This window comes from Litoribaculum gwangyangense (assembly GCF_039543505.1).
GTDB lineage: Bacteria > Bacteroidota > Bacteroidia > Flavobacteriales > Flavobacteriaceae > Litoribaculum > Litoribaculum gwangyangense.
The window spans coordinates 970,099-992,353 of the sequence record NZ_BAABJW010000001.1; the positions used below are offsets into that span (position 1 = coordinate 970,099).

Genomic DNA, 22,255 nt, shown 5'->3' on the forward strand with positions numbered 1-22,255 from the left:
AATTAATAGAGTATTAAAAATAATTATTAATCTGCATATAAACTAAAAAAACAGCCAAAAAGGCTGTTTTTTAACTATATAATAATATGGAAGTTATTTTATTATTAATTTGCGAGTTTCGCTTATTTCGCCTTCCGTAATTTTCAAAATATAAACACCTTTGCTTAGATTGGAAATATTTAATTCTTTGCCAACTAAATCAATTGAAAATATCTGTTTTCCTAAAACATTATAAAACTCAACCTTTTTGTTTAGGTTATTTTTCGAGGTAATATAAATTTTACCACTACTTGCAGGGTTTGGGTAAATAGAAAGATTCTCAATTATTTTTTCAGCAGGTATATTGTTAACTTTGCTTTGAGAAATACCCTGCTGTGTTTGGAAAAATGCTAAAGTAATGAATAAAAACAATAAGTAATATTTTTTCATAAGATTGGATTTGGCACTATAAAAGTATTAAAATACTTCAAAAGTGATGCCAAAAAAGTGTTAAAGATTTGAGTGATACATCGAAACGTTAATTTCTTTTAATTGGTTTGTTACCTTAATGTTATTAATTTTAAAATTTTAATGAATTTATGTTATTAGTTTTATCTTTACTATATTAATGCGAGGTAATTAAAAAAATGAAAAAAAAGGACATTAAAATTCTGCTAGTAGATGATGAGCCGGATATTTTAGAAATAGTTGGCTATAATTTAACAAGTGAAGGCTATCAAGTGATTACTGCCGAAAATGGTAGCGATGGTGTTAAAAAAGCCAAAAAAGAACTTCCGCACTTGATTATCTTGGATGTTATGATGCCCGAAATGGATGGTATTGAGGCCTGTGAAATTATTAGAAAAAACCCAGATTTAAAAAACACCATTGTCGCATTTCTAACGGCAAGAGGAGAAGATTACTCGCAAGTAGCTGGGTTTGATGCAGGAGCTGATGATTATATTACCAAACCCATTAAACCAAAGGTTTTGGTAAGTAAAGTGAAAGCACTTTTAAGACGCTTTAAGGAAGAAGATATTACCGATACTGTTAAAGTAGGTAGCTTGGTAATCAATAGAGACGAATATAAAATCACTTCAAAAGGAAAAGAAATTATTTTACCTAGAAAAGAATTTGAATTATTATCTTTACTAGCCTCAAAACCAGGTAAAGTTTTCAAAAGAGATGAAATTCTAGATACAGTTTGGGGTAATGAAGTTGTAGTTGGAGGTAGAACAATTGATGTACACATTAGAAAACTACGTGAAAAATTAGGAGACAAAAGTTTTAAGACTATTAAAGGAGTTGGGTATAAGTTCGTAGATTAATGCAAACAAAATTTAAAAAATCATATCGGTTCGCGATAAAAACCTCGCTTTATATAACCTTGTATGTAACACTCTTAATGAGTGTTTTTTTATACTTTTTATATGAGCTTAATTGGTGGTACTTATTGGCGTTTTCATTTGGAGTCTATCTCTTTTCTTTTTTTACGGTTCAATTTAGGGTAGAACGTTTTATTTACAAACGTGTAAAAAAAATATACGATGACTTAACCTTGTTAGAGTCTGCTAGTTTAACAAAAGGCCCTATTACTACCGATATGCGCACCTTGACACAGGAGATAGACAAATTTGCAAGAGATAAAAAAATAGAAATAGAAACCCTAAAAGTTAGAGAACAATACAGAAAGGAGTTTTTAGGGAATGTTTCCCATGAGTTAAAAACACCTCTTTTTACTGTCCAAGGTTATATTTTAACCTTATTGGATGGCGCTATGGATGATAAAATTTTAAGAAAAAAGTATTTAGAGAGAGCTAATAAAGGTGTTGAAAGATTAGGCTACATTATTAAAGATCTAGACATGATTACTAAATTGGAAGTTGGCGATTTGAGTCTTAAAATTGAAACCTTTAATATTGTGGAATTGGTTGAAAATGTTTTTGAAATGCTGGAAATGAAAGCTACTAAAAAAAACATTACTCTCACCTTTGATATGGACTATGAGAATCCCATAATGGTTAAAGCAGATAGGGAACGCATACAGCAAGTATTGGCCAATTTAGTGGTAAACTCCATTAAGTATGGAAGAGAAAAAGGTACTACCGAAGTAAGTATTGAAAACCTTATAAAAAATAAAGTAATCGTTCGTGTAACCGATAATGGAGAGGGTATCGAAAAAATACACTTACCAAGATTGTTTGAACGGTTTTATAGAGTTGATAAAAGTGGATCAAGAAAAGAAGGTGGTTCTGGTCTGGGCTTATCTATTGTAAAACATATTATTGAAGCGCATAACGAAAAAATTTATGTGGAGAGTGAATATGGGGTTGGCAGTGAATTCTCCTTCACTTTAGAAAAGGCTAAATAAATCTTTATAATCCACTTCAAAATCAAAAGCCTTCAATCCTTCATAAATAGCAACTACATCTAAATTCTTTACAGTAAAATCATCTTGATTACAACTAGGGACTAATTGTAATTCCATGAATCTTTTAGCTAAATATTCTTGTTCAAATTGCCCAGGTGTAGGTATAAAAAACGCTCTTTTATTAAGTTTAGCCAAATCCATAACTGTGGTGTAGCCAGATCGGGAAAGTATTAAAGCACTCTCATTAATAGTTTTTTCAAGTAAATGAGATGTCATGAAATTATAAATGGTCATGTTACCGATAACTTGCATGTTTTGCTCCTTTTCCATAATCCCTTTAACAAAAACCACTTTACCCGTATAATTTTTTAATTCCAACAGAAGTTTTTCTTCAAGTAAGGTACGTTGAGGTTCTGGACCAGAAATCAAAACCATCAAGTCATTTTTTACTTCAGAATTCATTTTGGTAAATCTACTAAGTGGGCCAATGTATTTTGTGGGAATTTCAAAGGATTTTACATGCCCCAGTTTTCCGCTTAAATTAACGTCTCCTTCAACATCAGGAACCCAACACGCATCAAATTTTTTTATAATTTCTTGATGTACTTTGGTGCTTAACCAGGTGGTATTTCCGCTTAAAACATTCAATTGGTGCGTAATAAAAACAGATGGCACTTTTTTACTTCGCACACCTAGGCGGTTATCCGAAATAATACCAGATATATCATTGTTTTCCAAAATAACACCAATCGCTTTTTTTTCAGCTTTAATAGCCTTCAAAAGTTTTGGAGAGTCTTTTAAAAGTTTCCATTTAAAATGTTTCCCGTTTTTTGCGTAAGTCACATTATACGAAGGAAGCTCAATTGAAGATAAATTAGGAAACTCTTTTCGCAACAGCGTTAAAGCAACTCCATCACTTGCAAGAATAGGCTCAAAACCCTCATGAATTAAAGCGTTAATTATGGGAATGCTTCTGGTGGCATGTCCCAAACCCCAATTTAAAGGCGCAACTAAAATTTTTTTTTTCATATGTTTCATGGTGTGCTTTTAGTAGTTCAAGTCTAGCTTTCTGCCATATTCTCAAAACACTTCCGGGGGACGCCGCTTAAATTCCTCAGGCAAAATTCACGCAAATTCAAAGATAAGCATATTAACACTCTCGTATATTTCCTTAATTTTACCAAATAATTAAAAATTTGCAATAACCTGTGGGAAGCAAAAATAAACTCCGAAGATTTAAAGAGAACGAAACCTTTTCAAACGTATTTCAACCAACAAGAGACGAGCTAGTTAATTCTAAATTCCATTTAAAAGGGAAATGGAGAACAGACGTTTTTGAAAACAATAATCCGTTAGTTTTAGAATTGGGCTGTGGAAAGGGCGAATACTCTGTAGCTTTGGCACAAAAATATGCTGATAAAAACTTCATTGGCATCGATATAAAAGGAGCTCGTTTTTGGAGAGGTGCCAAAACAGCTATAGAGGAGGCTATTCCAAACGTGGCATTTCTTCGTACTCAAATAGAATTGATTGATTACGCTTTCGCAGAAAATGAAGTGGATGAAATTTGGATAACGTTTCCAGATCCACAAATAAAATACAAACGCACCAAACACCGCATGACAAATACTGCCTTTTTACAGCGCTACAAACAAATTTTAAAACCAGATGGCGTGGTAAACTTAAAAACCGATAGTGAATTTATGCATGGTTATACCCTTGGTTTGTTGCATGGAGCAGGACACGAAGTGCTTTATGCTAACCATAATGTATACAAACAAGAAGGTAGCCCTGAGGAAGTAACCAGTATTCAAACCTTTTATGAATCGCAATATTTAGAACAAAACAAACCTATTACGTATATTAGGTTTAAAATAAAGTAATAGTGAACATAACTTTTATCTTTTTTATAGGCTTAATAGTGGCGTTAATTGGGGTTGTGCCACCTGGGTTGTTAAACATGACGGCTGCCAAAATAAGCTTGAAAGAAGGCCATGTAAGAGGGGTTATGTTTTCTATAGGGGTTTGTGTCATCGTTATTATTCAAACTTACATAGCAGCTATTTTTGCTCGTTATTTAAGCATGCATCCAGAGGTAATTGATATCCTTCAACGGGTAGCTTTTGTAATTTTTATTTTAATTTCTATTTACTTTTTATTTATAGCAAAATCGCAACCTAAGCAACAACTCCAACCTAAAATAAGGAGCAAACACAGTCGTTTTTTTCAAGGAATGTTTTTATCCGCAATTAACGTGTTTCCTATACCATATCAAGCTTACATGACCATCACCTTGGCTTCATTTGGTTGGTTAGATTTTAGTCATATAAGTATTGTTTCATATGTTTCTGGCGCTGTTATGGGGACGTTCGTTATGTTGTATATTTATATTTTCTTTTTTGAAAAAATACGAGAAAGATCTTTTACCTCACAAAAAAATATGAATTATATTATAGGAGGAATCACTGGGATTATAGCTATTATTACGTTAATAAATATCATTAAAGAGATCTAAAAATGCAACCTGAAACCCTTAATTTTTTTGATAAAGTTTATGAGGTAGCAAAGCAAATTCCATTTGGGAGAGTGAGTAGTTATGGCGCAATTGCTAATTATCTTGGTGCAACAAGAAGCGCTCGAATGGTGGGTTATGCTATGAATGGTTCTTCAGGTAAGGATGTGCCGGCACACCGCGTGGTTAATAAAAAAGGAATGCTCACTGGAAAGCATCATTTTGATGGTACTAATCTTATGCAGCAACTATTGGAAAGTGAAGGTGTTGAAGTGATAGAAAACCAAATTCAAAACTTTCAAAAGGTTTTTTGGGATCCGGCAAAGGAATTGTAATTTTTATCTTAAAAGAAAAACCCAGTACCTAAAGTGACTGTAGAAAAATTTTGGTTGCCTATTCTAAGATGCTCATAACCTCCAATTATTTTAAATTGTTTAAAGTGATAATTCAATAAACCATTAAATTTATTTATGCTTTCATCATTTATTAGGGTTTGGTTATAGCTAACTTCTGCACTTATTGGTTTTGCTATAAACCATTCAGCGCCCAAGCCATAAGTAAAACCAAATTCATTTACAGAACCATCAATATAGGAAGCGCCCAAACCCCACCACGCATCAAATTTTTCAGAACGAACGCGATAATATTTTGCAAGTGAAGTGTAAATAGCTAAATTATCATAACCAAAGTTAGGATTGTTTTCCCAAAGCTGTAAATAATCTCCTTCAATGGCAATTCTTTTTAAAAAATGCATTTCTAAATTTAGATGCATCCCCTTGAGTTTACTATTTTCAGAGATGTATCTTGTTGATAAATCCGTTCTAAAAAAGGTTATATCTTCACTCCAGTCATAAATGTAGTTGCCTTTGTTGGATTTATAATACGGATGTTTTGTAATGTAAGCGTTACTTGCCTTATTTTCCATTTCAAAAGGAGATTCAATAGCTACCGCATATATAGAGTAAGCAAAGGCTTGAACAATAATCTCGCCAACCACTTCTGTTAAAAAATCACCCTCAGAATTATGGTTATTTCGGCTATTATTATGATTTGATTTCGTATTTTCAGTCGTCTTTTCCTTTTTTTTCAGGCTTTTCTCTGCCTTTTCAATTTTACTTTGTGAAAAACTGGATACTCCAATAAAAAACAAAAAACAAATACTTAGTAAAATTCTTTTCATTATAAATCAATCATAAAATTATGAAATAGTATAGCACACAAACCATACCATATTTATCAATTGTTCTCATTAATAGTAACATAAATCATTTCAATTAAAGAACTTTAAATTGTAAAGAATTCAGTGTATATTTGTACTTTAGAATTAATCTAAATTAGATAAAGTGAAGCTGAACAAACAAGATATATTGAAGGCCCTAGAAACCATTACCGTTCCCGGTGAAGGACAAAATATGGTTGAAAGTGGAGCAGTTAAAAATGTAGTTACATTTGGTGATGAGGTGATTGTAGACATTACAATTAAAAACCCAAGTTTACAAGCTAAAAAGCGTACAGAAGTTGAAATACTTAAAACCATTCATGAGCAGGTTTATGAAAAAGCTAAAATTACTGTAAACGTAAAAGTAGATGCACCTGCAAAACCAAAGGTTAATGTTATTAAAGGAAATCCTATTCCTGGGATTCAAAATATTGTAGCTGTAGCATCGGGTAAAGGAGGTGTTGGAAAGTCTACTGTTACAGCCAATTTAGCAGTAACATTGGCTAAAATGGGATTTAAGGTTGGGGTTTTGGATGCTGATATTTATGGGCCATCTATCCCAATTATGTTTGATGTGGAAGCAGAAAAACCTTTGGCGATTAATGTTGAAGGAAAATCGAAAATGAAGCCCATTGAAAATTATGGGGTAAAAATATTATCCATCGGGTTTTTTACACAACCTAATCAAGCCGTCGTTTGGCGTGGTCCTATGGCCGCAAAAGCGCTAAATCAAATGATTTTTGATGCCTATTGGGGAGAACTCGATTTTTTACTCATTGATTTACCACCAGGAACAGGTGATATTCATTTGAGTATTATGCAATCTTTACCTATTACTGGCGCAGTAGTAGTAAGTACACCTCAAAACGTGGCATTAGCCGATGCTAAGAAAGGAGTAGCCATGTTTCAGCAAGAAAGTATCAATGTACCCGTTTTAGGAATTATTGAAAATATGGCTTATTTTACGCCAGCGGAATTACCAGATAATAAATACTATATTTTCGGAAAAGAAGGTGCAAAACATTTATCTGATGATTTGGATGTACCTTTTTTAGGAGAAATACCTTTGGTACAAAGCATTAGAGAAGCTGGAGATGTTGGGCGCCCTGCAGCTTTACAAACAGCAACACCATTAGAGAAATCTTTTGAAGAATTAACAAAAAATGTAGTTCAGGAGGTAGTAAGGCGTAATGACGATTTACCGCCAACTGAGGCCATAAAAATAACAACCATGGCTGGTTGTTCAGCAATAAAAAAGTAGCTTATGAGTACAGAAGAGGTTAGGTTAAATGTTGAAAAAGCCTTAGACGAAATACGTCCGTTTTTACAAAGTGATGGTGGGGATATTTCATTAATGTCAATAGAAGAGAATGACACACTTGTAAAAGTTAAATTACAAGGAGCATGTGTTGGTTGTAGTGTCAATCAAATGACCCTAAAATCTGGTGTGGAAATGACTATTAAAAAGTATGTTCCACAAATAGAGCATGTTATTAATATAGACTAAACGTTTGGTAAAGTTTAGGCTATTTAAAGGATTTTTTCTCTTCTTAGAAAAGTATCTAAACTATCTGCAATATCGAAACAACTGCTCACTTTCGATACTTCGTTGCAATAAACATTTTCTAAATTATGTGATTTACATTGAAAATCAGAGAAGTCGATTTTTTCAAATTTTTTGTTCACTTTTATACATTGTTCATAAAGAGTACTAACGGTTTTGAAACCAATTGGATCAATTCCACTTTTTAATAGATATCCTTTCAAATAGTTTTCGATTGCTCTTTGAGAATTTTTGCAAACAGAATAAGATACAATATCTTCTTCAGGTCTATAAAGTTCTTTGTTGGCCTCATTTAATTTATCAACAGCTTCCTTGAATAATTTTTTTGCTTCAGTTTCCATTTTTTTAATTTAAAGTTTTAAATCTCCATACCTTTAGAAAACTTAATTTTCAAGGTTTTCCGTCAAAAGTGTAAAAACATCTATTTCTAAATGAAATAGATGTTTTTACTAATTATTTACATATTTCTATATAGTTCTAACCGCTCCCATTTAGTGTTAACCTCTTCTTGAGCTTCTTCAAGTAATGCAGCTCCTAATACTTTATCATCCTTTACAACTCTTTTAAATCGAGTTTCATTATACATGAAATCACTAAGTGGAATACTAGGTGCTTTAGAGTCTAATTTGAACTTTTTACCTTTAGGCTTGGAAGGGTCAAATCTAAATAAAGGCCAGTATCCTGCTTCGACAGCTTTTTCTTGATGTAAAGCACCATCTTTTAAATCATAACCATGTTCTCCACAATGTGAATAAGCGACTATTAATGATGGGCCTGGATAAGCTTGAGCTTCTTCAATGGCTTTTAAAGTTTGTAAATCTTTAGCGCCTAAAGCAACTTGTGCTACATATACATTACCGTAGGAGATAGCTTGTAATCCCAGACTTTTCTTGCCAGTTCTTTTTCCAGATACTGAGAACTTTGCACTCGCCCCTAGAGGTGTAGCTTTAGACGTTTGGCCACCAGTATTAGAATAAACTTCGGTGTCTAAAACCATAATATTAATATCTTCTCCAGATGCTAATACATGATCTACACCACCATATCCTATATCGTAAGCCCAACCGTCACCACCAAGAATCCATACAGATTTTCTTCTTAAATATTCGGTCAATTGATTTAACCTAACAGCTTTATCATTATTTGGTAGTTTAGTTAACCTTTCTTTTAGATTTTGAATTTGCTCGTTTTTATCTTTTTTCTGTGCTTCTGTCTCTTCAGCATTATTTAAAATAGCGTCTACAAGATCACTACCAACAGTTTCTTCTAACGATTTTAATAAATCTATAGCTATTTCTTGTTTTTTGCTTAATGCCAATTTCATTCCTAAACCAAATTCTGCATTGTCCTCAAATAACGAATTTGCCCAAGCAGGACCTCTGCCAAGTTCATTGGTTTTATATGGTGTTGTAGGTAAATTGCCTCCATAAATTGAAGAACAACCTGTTGCATTTGCAATTAAAATACTGTCGCCATATAATTGGGTTAACATTTTAATATAAGGTGTTTCTCCACATCCAGAGCATGCTCCTGAGAATTCAAATAATGGTTCTAAAAATTGTGAGCCTTTTACATTGGTTATTTGTAGAGCTGTTCTATCATAATTTGGAAGATTTACAAAATAATCCCAATTAGCATTTTCCTCAGCCTCAACATCTAATTTTTTCCTCATATTAATGGCTTTGAAATCTTCAATTTCTTTGCTTTCTGCTGGACAAACAGCCACACAAAGATCGCAACCTGTACAGTCTTCTGGGGATACTTGTAATATATAAGATTCAGTATCACTTGTAAATGGTCTTCCTTTAGCCGCAACAGTTTTTAATGATGCCGGAGCGCCAACTAATTCATCATTTAGAACGACTTTGGCTCTTATCGCTGCATGCGGACAAATGGCAACACATTTATTACATTGAGTACATAAATCTTTATCGTCCCAAACTGGAATAAAATCAGCTATTCCCCGCTTTTCATATTGTGTTGTACCTGTTGGGAATGTGCCATCTACAGGAAAAGCACTTACTGGTAATTCATCACCTCTACCGGCCAAGATTTTCCCTAAAACTTCTAAAACAAATGGATCGTCTGTTCCAGTCATCATAGGTTTTAGGTTTCTATCATTTGTTATTGTTTTAGGATATTCTACTTTTTGAAGATTTTGAAGTGACTTATCAACAGCATTAAAATTCATCTGAACAACCTTATCTCCTTTATGAGAATATGATTTTACAATGGCATCTTTAATTTTCTGAATAGCTTCATCTTTAGGTAATACCCCTGAAATAGCAAAGAAGCAGGTTTGTAAAACCGTATTGGTTCTTTTCCCTAAATTGGCTTCTTGAGCCACTTTTGAGGCATCAATTACATAGAAATCTAATTTGTTTTTTACAATTTCTTCTTGCATTTTTTGAGGCAATTTTCCCCATATATCATCCTTAGAAAAAGGAGAATTCAACAAAAAAGTACCACCTTTTTTAATAGTTTTTAAGATATCATATTTTTCAATGAAATTAAATTGGTGACAAGCAATAAAGTCTGCTTTATGAATTAAATAGGTTGAATAAATAGGTTGAGGTCCAAAACGTAAATGTGACACCGTTTGAGCACCAGCTTTTTTAGAATCATATACGAAATAACCTTGTACATAATTATCAGTTGTTTCACCAATAATTTTAATAGAATTTTTGTTAGCACCAACAGTACCATCAGAACCTAAACCAAAGAACATGCAGTTAAATGTGGTTTTAACAGTTTGTAGCCGTTCTCCAATTTCTAAACTTGTATTTGAAACATCATCATTAATACCTATAGTAAAATGATTTTTTGGTTTTTCCTTATCTAGTTCATCGTAAATGGCCTTAACCATTGCTGGATCAAATTCTTTTGAAGATAATCCATAACGACCACCAATAATTTTTGGCATCTCTCTGTTGCTTTCAGCGAATGCTGTAACTACATCTAAATATAATGGTTCACCAGCGCTACCAGGTTCTTTGGTTCTGTCTAAAACAGCTACTTTTTTAACGGTCTTTGGCAGTGCATCAATAAAATGGCTTACCGAAAATGGTCTGAATAAGCGCACAATTAAGGCTCCAACTTTTTCACCATTTTTCACCATGGTATCTACGGCTTCCATGACAGGACCTTGGCCAGATCCCATAATTATTATAATTTTTTCTGCTTCTGGATGTCCTATATAGTCGAACAATTCATATTTACGATCAGTATGTTTATAAAATTCGTTCATTGTTTCTTGAACAATTTTCGGTATTTTACTGTAAAACAAATTGGCAGCTTCTCTAGATTGAAAAAAGACATCTGGATTTTGAGACGTACCTCTTACTACAGGATGATCAGGATCTAAGGATCTTTTTTTATGGTCCATTACTTTATCATCAGGCATCATAGCTTTAATGATATCATCTGGAATGGCATCAATTTTAGAAATTTCATGAGAGGTTCTAAAACCATCAAAAATATTTAAAAATGGTATTCTAGATTTTAATGTAGATACTTGGGCTATTAATGCAAAATCTTGTGCTTCTTGAACAGAGCCACCAAATAGCATAGAAAAACCAGTTTGTCTAGTTGCCATAACATCAGAATGATCTCCAAAAATTGATAAGGCATGTGTTGCAACCGTTCTAGCTGCCACATGAATAACAGAAGGAAGTAATTCGCCTGCTATTTTATACATATTTGGTATCATTAATAGTAAACCTTGTGATGCTGTAAAAGTGGTAGTTAAAGCACCAGCTTGTAAAGAACCATGAACAGCGCCAGCGGCACCACCTTCGCTTTGCATTTCTACAATTCTGGGAATATTTCCCCAAATATTTTTCTCGCCGTTTGAACTAAATACATCTACATGCTCTCCCATTGGTGAAGCAGGAGTTATAGGGTATATCGCACAGACCTCATTAGTTTTATGCGCTACGCGAGCAACGGCTTCATTGGCATCGCAAATCAGTTTTGGAAATTTTTTCTTCATAATGAATAAATTATAATTAAAAACCATCTTCGTATGAAAAGAGTTTCAATGGTTTTAATTTTTTAAGAATATATATAGTAAAAAACTTGGTTATTAAGTGGTTGTTATTCACCGTGTAACCAAGCTTTTTTTAGTAATAATTCATCTTCTGTTTCAACATGATTCTCATCTATGATACAACAATCTACTGGACAAACCGAAGCACATTGAGGTTCATCATGAAAACCTTTACATTCAGTACACTTGTCGGGAACTATATAGTAAAATTCATCTGAAATCGGATCATTTTGTGCATCGGCATCAATTTCTTCTCCATTTAGAGATGTAATTAATCCACTTAAAGATGTTTCATCAGAATAAGACCATTCTTGGTCTGGTTCGTAAATTGCATTGTTTGGACATTCTGCAATACAAGCATCACAATTGATGCATTCCTCTGTTATAATGATAGCCATAGTTATCTGTTTTTATGATAATTATGAGTAAAATTAATTTTTTATGACCACTTTTTATATGATAAAAATCATATAAAAATCTAAAAACAGAAACTATATTTGGTAGTATTAACTTCAATTTTTGATACTAAAATATTATATCTAAAATTATGATTGCTGAGATTAAAGATACACAACCCGAAGCTTTAGAAGCTGTTGTAATAAGATTTGTAGGTGATTCTGGAGATGGTATGCAATTAACTGGAACTCAATTTTCGGATACTTCTGCTATGTTTGGGAATGATGTTTCAACATTTCCTAATTACCCTTCAGAAATTAGAGCTCCACAGGGAAGTCTATACGGCGTTTCAGGCTTTCAAGTTCATATTGGTAGTGTAGAGATTAGTACACCTGGTGATGATGTAGATTTACTTGTGGCCATGAATCCTGCGGGTTTAAAAACAAATCTTTATGCAGTAAAACCTGGACATACTATAATTGTTGATATTGATTCGTTCAATAAAAAAAATTTAGAAAAAGCGCAATACGAAACGAATCCTCTTGAAGATGGCAGTCTTGAAAATTACAGAATTATTGAAGTAGCCATTTCATCGCTAACAAAGGAAGCGTTGAAAGATGTTGAGGGCTTAGATAATAAGAGCATTACCAGAAGCAAGAACATGTTTGCTTTAGGCATGGTGTACTGGATGTACCATCGCTCTCCAGAACATACTATTGATTTTTTCAATAAAAAATTTGCATCTAAGCCCCATTTAATAGAATCGAATACCAAAGTGCTAAATGCAGGTTTTTATTTTGCAGAAACGCTAGAATTAATTCCTAACTCATATACTATTTCTCCAGCGAGGATGCCTGCTGGCACTTATAGAATTATAAGCGGAAATACGGCCACTGCCTGGGGGCTTTTGGCCGCAGCTGAAAAATCTGGTTTAGAATTATTTTTAGGATCTTACCCAATAACACCAGCAACCGATATTTTACATGAACTTGTTAAACACAAACATTTTGGAGTAAAAGCTTTTCAGGCTGAAGATGAGATTGCAGGTATAACGTCCGCAATTGGGGCATCATTTGCAGGAGATTTAGCAATTACAACCACTTCAGGTCCAGGTTTGGCTTTAAAAAGTGAAGCATTAGGATTAGCTATGATGGTGGAATTACCTTTAGTTGTGGTAAATGTTCAAAGAGGAGGTCCTTCAACTGGGTTGCCAACTAAAACCGAACAGTCTGATTTAATGCAAGCTATGTATGGTAGAAACGGTGAAAGCCCTGTAATTGTAATAGCAGCTAGCACTCCCTCAAATTGTTTCGAATTTGCATTCCAAGCCGCCAAATTGGCGTTAGAGCATATGACTCCAGTGATATTGTTAACGGACGGCTATATTGCGAATGGATCGGAGCCTTGGAAAATTAAAAGAGTCTCAGAAATGCCAGAGATAAAAAATAATAAAGTCACTGAATTAAAAGAAAATTGGCATCCTTATGATAGAGATGAACATACTCTTGCTCGTAATTGGGCTGTTCCAGGAACTTTTGGATTAGAGCATAGAATTGGAGGTTTAGAAAAAGATAAAATCACAGGAAATGTATCTCATGTGCCAGAAAACCATGAGTTCATGACAAAAATAAGAGCTGAAAAAATTGAACGTGTTCAAAATTATATCCCAGAATTAACTACCGAGTTTGCTGATGAAGGAGATTTATTAGTTATTGGTTGGGGTGGAACCTATGGGGGATTACATTCAGCCGTGAAGGAATTAAACAAAAAGGGCTATAGCAACATAGGATTTGCACATTTTAATTATATAAACCCATTACCAAAAAACACAGAAGATATTTTAGGCAAGTTTAAAAAAACTGTGGTTTGTGAATTAAACAATGGACAGTTTGTGAATATATTGAGAATGAATTTTAATAAATATGACTTTCTTCAGTTTAATAAAATTCAAGGATTACCATTTGGAAATACAGAACTTGTAGAAAAATTTAAACAATTGTTAAATTGATTATGGAAACAACTAATATTAAAAAATACACGTTTAAGGATTTTGCAAGTAATCAAGAAGTTAGATGGTGCCCAGGTTGTGACGACTATGTTATTTTAAGATCTATGCAAAAAGCACTACCAGAAATTGGCGTAAAAAAGGAAGATGTGGTTTTTATTTCTGGTATTGGTTGTTCTTCGCGTTTTCCATATTATATGGACACCTATGGAATGCACGGTATTCATGGCAGAGCTCCTGCGATAGCCTCTGGGGTTAAACTAGCTAACCCAAGTTTAAGTGTCTGGGTGATTACAGGCGATGGCGATTCTATGGCTATTGGTGGCAATCATTTTATTCATGTTTTACGGAGAAATATTGATTTAAACATGATACTTTTTAATAACGAAATCTATGGTTTAACAAAAGGTCAATTCTCACCAACCTCCCTTGTCGGTCAAAAAACGAAATCATCGCCTTACGGAAATACACAACCTCCATTTCACCCTGGAGAGTTAGCGATTGGTGCTCAAGCAAGATTTTTTGCAAGAATAGGAGGAAACACTCCAAAAGAAATGACACAAATTTTTATTGAAGCTGAAAAATTTAATGGAACATCTTTAATAGAAATATTGCAAAATTGTGTCATCTTTAATGATGGTTGCTATACAAAGTATACAGATAAAGATATTAGAGAAGATAAACAATTGTTTGTGGAACATGGAAAGCCTATGATTTTTGGTAAAAATAGAGATAAAGGTTTGATGTTGAATAAATTAAAACTAGAAGTAGTGGCAATTGGTGAAAATGGTATTGAGCAAGAAGATTTATTAGTGCATAATGCCAAAGATGAAGATCCTACATTACATCAAATGTTGGTAAGATTGGAATATCCTTTAGTGACAGGAATCATAAGAAGTTTTGATGATGTAACTTTAGAAGAACGAGAAGATGCATTAACTGCAGAAGTTAAGTCAAAATCTAATTTCGTTACAACTGACGATTTATTCTTTTCAGGAGAAACTTATCAAGTTTATTGATTTAAACCAAAGCTGTAAATCCTAAAAAAGCTAAGGATAATAAACCGGCAACCAGCAAATTTATTGGGACACCTTTCAATCCCTCAGGAATATCTGCAAGTTCTAAATGTTCTCTTATACTTGCAAAAATGATAAGAGCCAAAGAAAAGCCAATAGAATTAGAGATTGCAAAAAAAACGGCTTTTATTAAACTTCCATTATCCAGCCCTAAAGCTAAAATTGCTACACCTAAAACGGCGCAGTTGGTTGTTATCAGAGGTAAAAATACCCCTAAGGCTTGGTATAATGGAGGGCTTACTTTTTTAAGAACAATTTCTACCATTTGAACTAAAGCTGCTATAACTAATATAAAAGTGATGGTTCTTAAATAATTTAAACCGGCTGGAATTAAAACATATTCATTAAGTAAATATGTAACAGTAGTTGCAATGGTCATTACAAATAATACGGCACCAGACATGCCAACAGATGTAGATACTTTATTTGAAACACCTAAAAAAGGGCAAATTCCTAAAAATTGAGATAAGACAATATTATTAACAAATACGGCTGCAATAAGAATAATGACATAATCCATATCTATGTTGATTTAATGGTTAATCGATTAAATATTACTGTTAAATAGGCTAGGGCTATAAAAGCTCCAGGAGGCAATATGAATAGAATAAATGTATTGGCGTTTTCCGGAACAAATTTTAATCCAAAAAGACTACCGCTTCCAAGTATTTCTCTAACGGTGCCTAAAACAGTTAAGGCCAAAACAAATCCTAACCCCATGCCTAAGGCGTCAAGAATGGAAGATGTCAAGTTGTTTTTTGAAGCAAAGGCTTCAGCTCTCCCTAATATTAAACAGTTTACAACTATCAATGGAATGAATATGCCTAATTGTTCATATAAAAATGGAATGAAAGCCTCTAGAACCATTTCAACAATGGTTACAAAGGATGCTATAATAATGATGAAAGCTGGAATCCGAACTTTACTGGGTATTTGAGATTTCACCAAGGAAACTACAATATTGGACATTAATAAAACAAATAAGGTAGCCACCCCCATTCCTAAACCGTTGAATGCCGATGAGGTAACACCTAAAGTAGGGCACATACCAAGTAGCATAACAAAAATGGGGTTTTCTTTAATAACACCTTTTAAGAAATTCTGTTTTTGGCTTATTTTTTCACCCATCTCACTTATGATTTAGATTTATTAATAAAATCAACATTATTTAAGAATTCATCATACGCCATTTTAGTTGACTCACTAAATGCACGTGTCGAAATAGTAGCGCCAGTCAAGGCATCAACATCACCTCCATCTTTTACTACTTTTAAATTGAATTTTGATGGGTTTTTTCCTTTAAATTGTTGTAAAAACGACTCATCTTTCATTTTGGTTCCCAGACCAGGAGTTTCTTTTTGTTCTAAAACAGAAATATTTTCAATGGTGCCATCTGGTTTAAAACCCACCAAAATTTTAATTAAACCACTGTATCCTTTTTCGGAAGAACCAATTATAGCTGCTCCAATAAATTTTCCATTTTTAAAAGCTGGATATATTTCAACACTATCCATGGCAAATTCAGATTTAACTAATTTGAAATCTTCCACAGGATTGTTATCAAACTCTGGTAATACTAATTTTACAGCTTTAATTTTTCTATCTAATTTCGCTTTTGCTTTTGGTTCAATGGTAAGATCATTAATAAATCCTAAAGCGAATCCTGAAACGAGTGTTATCACTAAAAGTGAGACAACCATACTTGCAAATGTTGATTCTTTCTTACTCATAATTACACAATTTTAGCTTTTATTTTGGCGCCAAACCTCCGAGGTTTAAAATATTTATTGATTAGTGGTACAAAGGCGTTCATAATTATAATTGCAAACGAAATACCTTCGGGGTAGGCACCAAAAAGTCTTATAATTACCGTAATTACTCCAATACCAACGGCAAAAATCATCATCCCTTTTCTAGTCATTGGACTTGTAACCAAATCCGTCGCCATAAAAAAGGCACCTAAAATAGCCCCGCCTGTTAAAACATGGATTAATGGATTTGCATAATGTTCTGGATTTAAAAACCAGAATATCCCAGTCATAACTGCTATAGTTGTCAAAATTGTAAATGGAATGTGCCAAGAGATAACATTTCTAAAGATTAAGAATAATCCACCAATCAGCAATGCCATGCCAGATATTTCACCCACAGAACCGCCTGTAAAACCAAACAGCATATCCAAAGTAGATGGCAGTCTGGTGCTGATTTCTGTCATGGTTTCACCAAACATTAAACCTTCTTTTATAACACCAAGTGAAGTTGCTCCCGTAACCGCATCAGCAATATTGGTATTATTTACAATGGCCGTTGGCCATGTTGTCATCTGTACTGGAAATGATACGAGTAAAAACACACGACCTACTAAGGCGGGGTTGAAAATGTTAAAACCTAAACCGCCAAAAGATAGTTTAGCAATTCCAATAGCTACTAAACTACCAATAATAATCATCCAAATGGGTAAATTTGAAGGCAAGTTGAATGCCAATAGAACACCTGTTATCAATGCAGATCCGTCCATAATGGTTATTTCAGTTTTTAATAGGTATTTCTGAATCAAATACTCAAATGCCAAACAAGAAATAATAGCAACAGAGGTTACAATTAAAGCCCTAATTCCAAAAACATATAATGAGACTAAAAATGCAGGAATTAAAGCAATTACAACATCGTACATGATCTTTTTTGAAGTTCTGTCTGAGTGAACATGGGGAGATGCAGATACAATAATTGGTTGGGCACTCATAATTAGTTTTTAGCGGTATTTAACTTTTTTACTATATTTTTTCCAAACCTGATATAATCTAATAATGGACGATGAGAAGGACAAACATAACTACAGGAGCCACATTCAATACAAGTCATAATATCCTCATAAGCTACTTTTTCAAACATACCTTTTTCAGATAAATTCATTAAAAGATGTGGTTCTAATCCCATTGGACAAACCGTTACACACTCTCCACAACGAATACAATTTTTAGGTTCACCTCTGCTGGCTTCATCTTCAGAAATTACTAAAATTCCAGAGGTTCCTTTTGTTACCGGGACGTCTGTATTTTTTATAGCTTTACCCATCATGGGGCCACCATTTACAATTTTACGAGTACCCTCTGGCAAACCACCGACTTCATTTACTAGGTCTGTAATTGGAGTGCCTATTTTTACCCAATAGTTAGACGGGTTTTTTAATTTTTTGCCAGTGACAGTTACTACACGTTCTATTAAAGGTTTTTTATGTTGTATGGCTTGATAAATAGCAAAAATAGTCCCCACATTATGTACAATTACACCTACATCTATTGGTAAACCATTTTTAGGAACTTCCCTATTTAATAAGGCGTATACTAATTGTTTTTCACCTCCTTGTGGATATTTAACTTTTAATGCGGCAACTTTGACTCCTTCTTCATTTTTAGTAAGTTTCTTAAACATTTCAATGGCGTCCTTTTTGTTGTTTTCAATTCCAATTATAGCTCTATTGATGTTTAAGGCGAACATTAAAATCTTAATTCCAACGATAATTTCTTCAGCTTTTTCAAGCATCAAACGATGATCAGCGGTTAAATACGGTTCACATTCTACTCCATTAATTATTAAGTGATCTATAGTTATGCCCTCCTTTACGTTCAATTTTACATGAGAAGGAAATGTGGCACCTCCTAGGCCTACAATACCATAGTCATTTATGCTTTGTAAGATTTCTTTTGGACTTAATTCAATCTCTTTTTTTAGAGGGTAGATAATGTCTTCAAAATTAGCTTCGTTTTTAAAGTCTGTTCTAATTACAATACATTGTTTTTTGTAACCACTTGTATCAATAATCTTATCCAGTTTGGTAACCGTTCCAGCTACAGGGGCATGAATATTTGAAGAGACAAATCCACCAGATTTAGCAATAACTTGTCCAATTTGAACAGTATCTTTTACATTAACTATTATTTCTGCTGGAACGCCAATATGTTGCGATATAGGGACATATACAACTTTTGGAATCGGCATCTTTTTTATCGATTTTTCTGAAGTTATCTTGTTTTCTGGGGGATGTATACCACCTTTCGGAAATGTTTTAAGCATCAGTTTTTAAGTTTACAGATTCAACATTTACATTAACATCAGCGGTAACCTTTTTTATTTTTTTTGGAGGAAAATTAGTTTCTATAATAGAATGTGTAGGACATACATCTACACATTTTCTACAGAGTGTGCAAATGATGGGGTCTATGTATGCTAAATTATTCGCCATAGTAATAGCATCTTTAGGACAAATATCCTCACATTTAGAGCATCCTATACAAGCAACATCACAAGCTTTTTTGGCAATACCTGCTTTGTCTTCGTTCAAACAACCAATAAATATTTTTAAATCCCTTTTGTGTTTTGGTCGCATTTCAATAATATCTCGAGGACATGCTTCGACACAGGCTCCACAAGAGGTGCATTTATCTGTTATAATTACAGGCAATCCTGTAGTTTCGTCCATATACATAGCATCAAATTTGCAAACTGCCACACAATCACCATCGCCTAAACAGCCGTACTGACAATCGGTTTCTCCACTGTAAATCATAGATGAAATTGCGCAAGATCTAGGCCCTTGATACTCTGTGGTTTTTGGCCTTACATCACACCCACCTTGACATCTTAAAACAGCAAGTGTTGGTTCTTTCTCGGCGACTTCCTTACCTAATGCGATAGATACAAGTTTCATGATGTCATTACCTCCAACTGGACAAAACAGATTAGAAATATCTTCAGAATTTACAAGTTTCTCAGCAAATGCTTTACAGCCTGGAGAACCACAACCACCGCAATTTGCGGCTGGTAAGATATTTTCAACTTCAGCTATTAAGGGGTTCTCATAAACATAGAATTTTTTTGATACTACGTACAGCACGATAGCTGCAATTATTCCTAAAGAAACCAATAAAAAAACACTATTTAAAACTGAATCTGACATGTTGAACTATGTTTTTAAAATTGAAATTTCAAAGATTCTCTTATGCGTATTTTTTAAAAAATAAAGTATTATGTAATAGGGTATTAAAATGCTAAGTGCTAGTATCCCAGCCATCCATTCGGTTAAATAATTTGAGGCTATTATTAATGTCAAAAACATTAAAGTAAAAGGGAGTAAATAGGCGAAAAAAACGGCTTTTAAACCCAGTGTTTTTTTTAAAACGACATTTACATGTTCATTAATTTTAAAAGAATCCTTTGAATTTAGAACTTCAATCTCTTTTGTGCTTGATCCTGAAACACCACATGATCCTTTGGCATGGCAAGACTCACAATGAACATTTTCTTCTAAAGTGACAAAAATAGATTTACTGCTTATTTTAGAAATAAAACCAGAGTGAACAAATATGTCTTTATTTTTTTGATGAGAACCCATAAATAGTGTTCTTAAGTCATAAAAGGTACTGTACGAAATTAATTAATTCAATCAGGCAATAATATGATTTATGTCAGGTTTATTGTATCCATTTATTTTGATTTCAAAACAAAAGAACAGCAATTAAAGGGTTGAAGAATGGTTAAACACCAAATAATTTTATTTAGTCTATTAAATTAGTAGGAGTTTTAGTTTTGTGAATTTATTTACCTATTTTTGCGCTTAATTTTTTTAAATGTGGATATTAAAATTAAAATCACAGATAGAGAAGGTGTGTCACATACAGTGTTAGCACCTACAGATATGGCTATGAATCTTATGGAGGTAGTTAGATCTTACGAATTAGCACCGGAGGGTACTATTGGAGTTTGCGGAGGAATGGTCATGTGTGCTTCATGTCAATGTTATGTGCTAAGTGATACTGAATTACCAGAAATGACCGATGATGAAGAAGCTATGCTATCTGAAGCTTTTGATGTCAAGGAAAATAGTAGACTAGGCTGCCAAATTCAAATGACGCCAGAAATGGAAGGTCTTGAAGTAGAATTGGCTCCTGAGAGTTAATTAGGAATTACTTTATTTAAAGGAATCTTTTAAATCCAAAACAGATGTTTAGTTATAAATCTAACTAAACACAAAGTTTTTAGTTTAAAGATGTATTCGCCCTGCTTCTTATATGACATTAGTAGTAGCAAATAAAATCCTCTCCTATGGTTTGCGAAGAAAGGCTACTTTTAATTATTCTGTCTTGTAATCCAATAGTTTTCTTGGCCCTTCAAGAAGCACTCTAACTATTTGTAAAGTACCTTCATCTGTAGTTTCTATATGCCATTTAATTAACGATATTTCTCCGTTTTCAATTTCCATACCCGTTATACTCCTGGGGTGCACGCAACTTCCATCATTAAAAAACGCAATATCTCCTGGATCTGGAAAACGAGGGCGATGAGTATGCCCAACGATGGTAACCAAGTTATTGTTTTCGGTAATCCATTTTTTGGTTCTTCTCTCTACTTTAATAAGTTCTTTGTAGTTTTTTGCTGGACTCGTAGGATCTGCAATTCCCATGACGTTTAATGGTTTCCATAAAACTCGAACCATAAATCGGCTCCATTTCCAAAAGAGAAAATTCCACCAATCAGCCTGATGACCGTGGGTTAAAAAAACCTCCTGTCCAGTGTTGTCATGTTTTAGTATAATGCCTTCATGGTAAGTAATATCTCCAAAAAGTTCAACATGCTCACCTACTTTGGGGTCGAAAAAAGTTGATAAATGTTTTTTAACATAGTCTGAGTTTCTATAAACCATGTCGTGGTTTCCCCAGATCATGTGTAATTTATTATGCTTATGAAATTCTTTCATTAGCATATACACATTTTTGTGTGCATTTAAAATAGACTCAAAAGACAAATTTTCCCAAAGTTCATCACCATCTCCCAATTCACAATATTGAAAACCTTGAGTAAAATAATGCTTTAACGCATGAAAATAAATGTTTCTATTATTGGCAAAATCATCAGCAAAACTATTGTCACCACGGTGGCAATCACTGAAAAGGATAAACTTACTATCATCATCAAAATCAATGATTTTAGCATTTTTATAAGCCTTATCCAATCTCTTTTTGGTTGTAAGCATAAAGTAAAAGTAAACAAAACCTATTAAAAAGAAATGCTGTTCAGCATGTTCGAAA

24 protein-coding genes are annotated in these 22,255 nt (G+C 33.5%); 10 read left to right on the plus strand and 14 right to left on the minus strand.

The genetic code is table 11. The annotated features are described in order from the left end of the window. Positions 1–93: 93 nt before the first annotated feature. On the minus strand, positions 94–429 hold the full coding sequence (locus ABD963_RS04315; protein WP_345275708.1) for a T9SS type A sorting domain-containing protein: 336 nt from the start codon (positions 427–429) through the stop codon (positions 94–96). Positions 430–626: 197 nt separating this feature from the next. On the opposite strand from ABD963_RS04315, the gene ABD963_RS04320 reads away from it, so the two are divergent. Together ABD963_RS04320 and ABD963_RS04325 are read left to right on the plus strand one after the other, a co-directional pair. Beyond that, positions 627–1,307, plus strand: a complete 681-nt coding sequence (locus ABD963_RS04320) for a response regulator transcription factor (RefSeq protein WP_345275709.1) — start codon at positions 627–629, stop codon at positions 1,305–1,307. Next, on the plus strand, positions 1,307–2,350 hold the full coding sequence (locus tag ABD963_RS04325) for a sensor histidine kinase (protein ID WP_345275710.1): 1,044 nt from the start codon (positions 1,307–1,309) through the stop codon (positions 2,348–2,350). Before ABD963_RS04320 ends, ABD963_RS04325 begins: the two co-directional genes overlap by 1 nt. Here the strand turns inward: ABD963_RS04325 and ABD963_RS04330 are convergent. Then, entirely contained in the window at positions 2,333–3,379 is a 1,047-nt protein-coding gene (locus ABD963_RS04330) for a glycosyltransferase (protein ID WP_345275711.1), read from the minus strand. The two genes, ABD963_RS04325 and ABD963_RS04330, sit on opposite strands and share 18 nt — an antisense overlap. Before the next feature lie 179 nt (positions 3,380–3,558). Here ABD963_RS04330 and trmB point away from each other — a divergent pair, with 179 nt between their 5' ends. The 3 genes from trmB to ABD963_RS04345 are packed head-to-tail and all read left to right on the plus strand — an operon-like array spanning position 3,559 to position 5,197. Continuing rightward, entirely contained in the window at positions 3,559–4,233 is a 675-nt protein-coding gene (gene trmB / locus ABD963_RS04335) for a tRNA (guanosine(46)-N7)-methyltransferase TrmB (RefSeq protein ID WP_345275712.1), read from the plus strand. Positions 4,234–4,235: 2 nt separating this feature from the next. Beyond that, positions 4,236–4,865: a LysE family transporter gene (locus tag ABD963_RS04340; RefSeq protein WP_345275713.1), complete on the plus strand. Its 630-nt coding sequence runs from the start codon at positions 4,236–4,238 to the stop codon at positions 4,863–4,865. 2 nt (positions 4,866–4,867) lie between these two features. Beyond that, positions 4,868–5,197, plus strand: a complete 330-nt coding sequence (locus ABD963_RS04345; protein WP_345275714.1) for an MGMT family protein — start codon at positions 4,868–4,870, stop codon at positions 5,195–5,197. A gap of 8 nt (positions 5,198–5,205) precedes the next feature. Here ABD963_RS04345 and ABD963_RS04350 read toward each other — a convergent pair whose 3' ends face one another. Next, positions 5,206–6,042, minus strand: a complete 837-nt coding sequence (locus ABD963_RS04350; RefSeq protein WP_345275715.1) for an outer membrane beta-barrel protein — start codon at positions 6,040–6,042, stop codon at positions 5,206–5,208. Between the two features lie 163 nt (positions 6,043–6,205). Between ABD963_RS04350 and ABD963_RS04355 the strand changes: the two genes are divergently transcribed. Together ABD963_RS04355 and ABD963_RS04360 are read left to right on the plus strand one after the other, a co-directional pair. Beyond that, positions 6,206–7,342 carry an Mrp/NBP35 family ATP-binding protein gene (locus ABD963_RS04355; RefSeq protein WP_345275716.1) on the plus strand — a complete coding sequence of 379 codons (1,137 nt, stop codon included), beginning with the start codon at positions 6,206–6,208 and terminating at the stop codon, positions 7,340–7,342. A 3-nt stretch (positions 7,343–7,345) separates the two neighbouring features. After that, on the plus strand, positions 7,346–7,588 hold the full coding sequence (locus tag ABD963_RS04360) for a NifU family protein (protein WP_345275717.1): 243 nt from the start codon (positions 7,346–7,348) through the stop codon (positions 7,586–7,588). Between the two features lie 23 nt (positions 7,589–7,611). On the opposite strand, the gene ABD963_RS04365 is transcribed toward ABD963_RS04360, so the two are convergent. The 3 genes from ABD963_RS04365 to ABD963_RS04375 all read right to left on the minus strand — a co-directional run bounded on the left by ABD963_RS04365 (position 7,612) and on the right by ABD963_RS04375 (position 12,091). After that, positions 7,612–7,986 carry a HEPN domain-containing protein gene (locus ABD963_RS04365; protein WP_345275718.1) on the minus strand — a complete coding sequence of 125 codons (375 nt, stop codon included), beginning with the start codon at positions 7,984–7,986 and terminating at the stop codon, positions 7,612–7,614. Between the two features lie 116 nt (positions 7,987–8,102). Then, a complete protein-coding gene (gene nifJ / locus ABD963_RS04370; protein ID WP_345275719.1) occupies positions 8,103–11,636 on the minus strand; it encodes a pyruvate:ferredoxin (flavodoxin) oxidoreductase in 3,534 nt (1,177 codons plus the stop codon). 104 nt (positions 11,637–11,740) lie between these two features. Then, positions 11,741–12,091 carry a 4Fe-4S dicluster domain-containing protein gene (locus ABD963_RS04375; protein ID WP_345275720.1) on the minus strand — a complete coding sequence of 117 codons (351 nt, stop codon included), beginning with the start codon at positions 12,089–12,091 and terminating at the stop codon, positions 11,741–11,743. Positions 12,092–12,240: 149 nt separating this feature from the next. Between ABD963_RS04375 and ABD963_RS04380 the strand changes: the two genes are divergently transcribed. Next, the gene (locus ABD963_RS04380; protein WP_345275721.1) at positions 12,241–14,097 is read left to right on the plus strand and encodes a 2-oxoacid:acceptor oxidoreductase subunit alpha; all 1,857 of its coding nucleotides are present in this window, start codon (positions 12,241–12,243) and stop codon (positions 14,095–14,097) included. Between the two features lie 2 nt (positions 14,098–14,099). Next, positions 14,100–15,113: a 2-oxoacid:ferredoxin oxidoreductase subunit beta gene (locus ABD963_RS04385; protein ID WP_345275722.1), complete on the plus strand. Its 1,014-nt coding sequence runs from the start codon at positions 14,100–14,102 to the stop codon at positions 15,111–15,113. A gap of 1 nt (position 15,114) precedes the next feature. Here ABD963_RS04385 and ABD963_RS04390 read toward each other — a convergent pair whose 3' ends face one another. Genes ABD963_RS04390 through ABD963_RS04420 form a run of 7 tightly spaced genes read right to left on the minus strand, consistent with a single transcriptional unit; the run spans position 15,115 to position 20,562 of the window. Further along, positions 15,115–15,690, minus strand: a complete 576-nt coding sequence (locus ABD963_RS04390; protein ID WP_345275723.1) for an electron transport complex protein RnfA — start codon at positions 15,688–15,690, stop codon at positions 15,115–15,117. A gap of 2 nt (positions 15,691–15,692) precedes the next feature. Then, positions 15,693–16,298 (minus strand): RnfABCDGE type electron transport complex subunit E, encoded by a 606-nt coding sequence (locus ABD963_RS04395; protein WP_345275724.1) that lies wholly within the window; start codon positions 16,296–16,298, stop codon positions 15,693–15,695. Between the two features lie 5 nt (positions 16,299–16,303). Then, complete coding sequence (locus tag ABD963_RS04400; RefSeq protein ID WP_345275725.1) at positions 16,304–16,900, minus strand: RnfABCDGE type electron transport complex subunit G; 597 nt, start codon at positions 16,898–16,900, stop codon at positions 16,304–16,306. A 2-nt stretch (positions 16,901–16,902) separates the two neighbouring features. Then, the gene (locus tag ABD963_RS04405; protein WP_345275726.1) at positions 16,903–17,913 is read right to left on the minus strand and encodes an RnfABCDGE type electron transport complex subunit D; all 1,011 of its coding nucleotides are present in this window, start codon (positions 17,911–17,913) and stop codon (positions 16,903–16,905) included. Between the two features lie 2 nt (positions 17,914–17,915). Continuing rightward, entirely contained in the window at positions 17,916–19,244 is a 1,329-nt protein-coding gene (gene rsxC, locus ABD963_RS04410; RefSeq protein ID WP_345275727.1) for an electron transport complex subunit RsxC, read from the minus strand. Continuing rightward, positions 19,237–20,127: a Fe-S cluster domain-containing protein gene (locus ABD963_RS04415; protein WP_345275728.1), complete on the minus strand. Its 891-nt coding sequence runs from the start codon at positions 20,125–20,127 to the stop codon at positions 19,237–19,239. Before ABD963_RS04415 ends, rsxC begins: the two co-directional genes overlap by 8 nt. A 6-nt stretch (positions 20,128–20,133) precedes the next feature. Further along, on the minus strand, positions 20,134–20,562 hold the full coding sequence (locus ABD963_RS04420) for a SoxR reducing system RseC family protein (protein ID WP_345275729.1): 429 nt from the start codon (positions 20,560–20,562) through the stop codon (positions 20,134–20,136). A 237-nt stretch (positions 20,563–20,799) separates the two neighbouring features. On the opposite strand from ABD963_RS04420, the gene ABD963_RS04425 reads away from it, so the two are divergent. Continuing rightward, complete coding sequence (locus ABD963_RS04425; protein ID WP_345275730.1) at positions 20,800–21,126, plus strand: 2Fe-2S iron-sulfur cluster-binding family protein; 327 nt, start codon at positions 20,800–20,802, stop codon at positions 21,124–21,126. A gap of 174 nt (positions 21,127–21,300) precedes the next feature. Here ABD963_RS04425 and ABD963_RS04430 read toward each other — a convergent pair whose 3' ends face one another. After that, a complete protein-coding gene (locus tag ABD963_RS04430) occupies positions 21,301–22,200 on the minus strand; it encodes a metallophosphoesterase family protein (protein WP_345275731.1) in 900 nt (299 codons plus the stop codon). Positions 22,201–22,255: the final 55 nt, after the last annotated feature.

Excerpts from the sequence above, each read along its gene's own strand:
- ABD963_RS04330 (WP_345275711.1), bottom strand. The coding sequence starts at position 3,379 with ATGAAAAAAAAAATTTTAGTTGCGCCTTTAAATTGGGGTTTGGGACAT.
- rsxC (WP_345275727.1), bottom strand. The coding sequence starts at position 19,244 with ATGCTTAAAACATTTCCGAAAGGTGGTATACATCCCCCAGAAAACAAG.
- ABD963_RS04350 (WP_345275715.1), bottom strand. The coding sequence starts at position 6,042 with ATGAAAAGAATTTTACTAAGTATTTGTTTTTTGTTTTTTATTGGAGTA.
- ABD963_RS04325 (WP_345275710.1), top strand. The coding sequence starts at position 1,307 with ATGCAAACAAAATTTAAAAAATCATATCGGTTCGCGATAAAAACCTCG.
- ABD963_RS04405 (WP_345275726.1), bottom strand. The coding sequence starts at position 17,913 with ATGAGTGCCCAACCAATTATTGTATCTGCATCTCCCCATGTTCACTCA.
- ABD963_RS04400 (WP_345275725.1), bottom strand. The coding sequence starts at position 16,900 with ATGAGTAAGAAAGAATCAACATTTGCAAGTATGGTTGTCTCACTTTTA.
- ABD963_RS04315 (WP_345275708.1), bottom strand. The coding sequence starts at position 429 with ATGAAAAAATATTACTTATTGTTTTTATTCATTACTTTAGCATTTTTC.
- nifJ (WP_345275719.1), bottom strand. The coding sequence starts at position 11,636 with ATGAAGAAAAAATTTCCAAAACTGATTTGCGATGCCAATGAAGCCGTT.
- ABD963_RS04415 (WP_345275728.1), bottom strand. The coding sequence starts at position 20,127 with ATGTCAGATTCAGTTTTAAATAGTGTTTTTTTATTGGTTTCTTTAGGA.
- ABD963_RS04360 (WP_345275717.1), top strand. The coding sequence starts at position 7,346 with ATGAGTACAGAAGAGGTTAGGTTAAATGTTGAAAAAGCCTTAGACGAA.
- ABD963_RS04380 (WP_345275721.1), top strand. The coding sequence starts at position 12,241 with ATGATTGCTGAGATTAAAGATACACAACCCGAAGCTTTAGAAGCTGTT.
- ABD963_RS04395 (WP_345275724.1), bottom strand. The coding sequence starts at position 16,298 with ATGGGTGAAAAAATAAGCCAAAAACAGAATTTCTTAAAAGGTGTTATT.
- ABD963_RS04320 (WP_345275709.1), top strand. The coding sequence starts at position 627 with ATGAAAAAAAAGGACATTAAAATTCTGCTAGTAGATGATGAGCCGGAT.
- ABD963_RS04430 (WP_345275731.1), bottom strand. The coding sequence starts at position 22,200 with ATGCTTACAACCAAAAAGAGATTGGATAAGGCTTATAAAAATGCTAAA.
- ABD963_RS04420 (WP_345275729.1), bottom strand. The coding sequence starts at position 20,562 with ATGGGTTCTCATCAAAAAAATAAAGACATATTTGTTCACTCTGGTTTT.
- ABD963_RS04385 (WP_345275722.1), top strand. The coding sequence starts at position 14,100 with ATGGAAACAACTAATATTAAAAAATACACGTTTAAGGATTTTGCAAGT.
- ABD963_RS04365 (WP_345275718.1), bottom strand. The coding sequence starts at position 7,986 with ATGGAAACTGAAGCAAAAAAATTATTCAAGGAAGCTGTTGATAAATTA.
- ABD963_RS04390 (WP_345275723.1), bottom strand. The coding sequence starts at position 15,690 with ATGGATTATGTCATTATTCTTATTGCAGCCGTATTTGTTAATAATATT.
- ABD963_RS04345 (WP_345275714.1), top strand. The coding sequence starts at position 4,868 with ATGCAACCTGAAACCCTTAATTTTTTTGATAAAGTTTATGAGGTAGCA.
- ABD963_RS04375 (WP_345275720.1), bottom strand. The coding sequence starts at position 12,091 with ATGGCTATCATTATAACAGAGGAATGCATCAATTGTGATGCTTGTATT.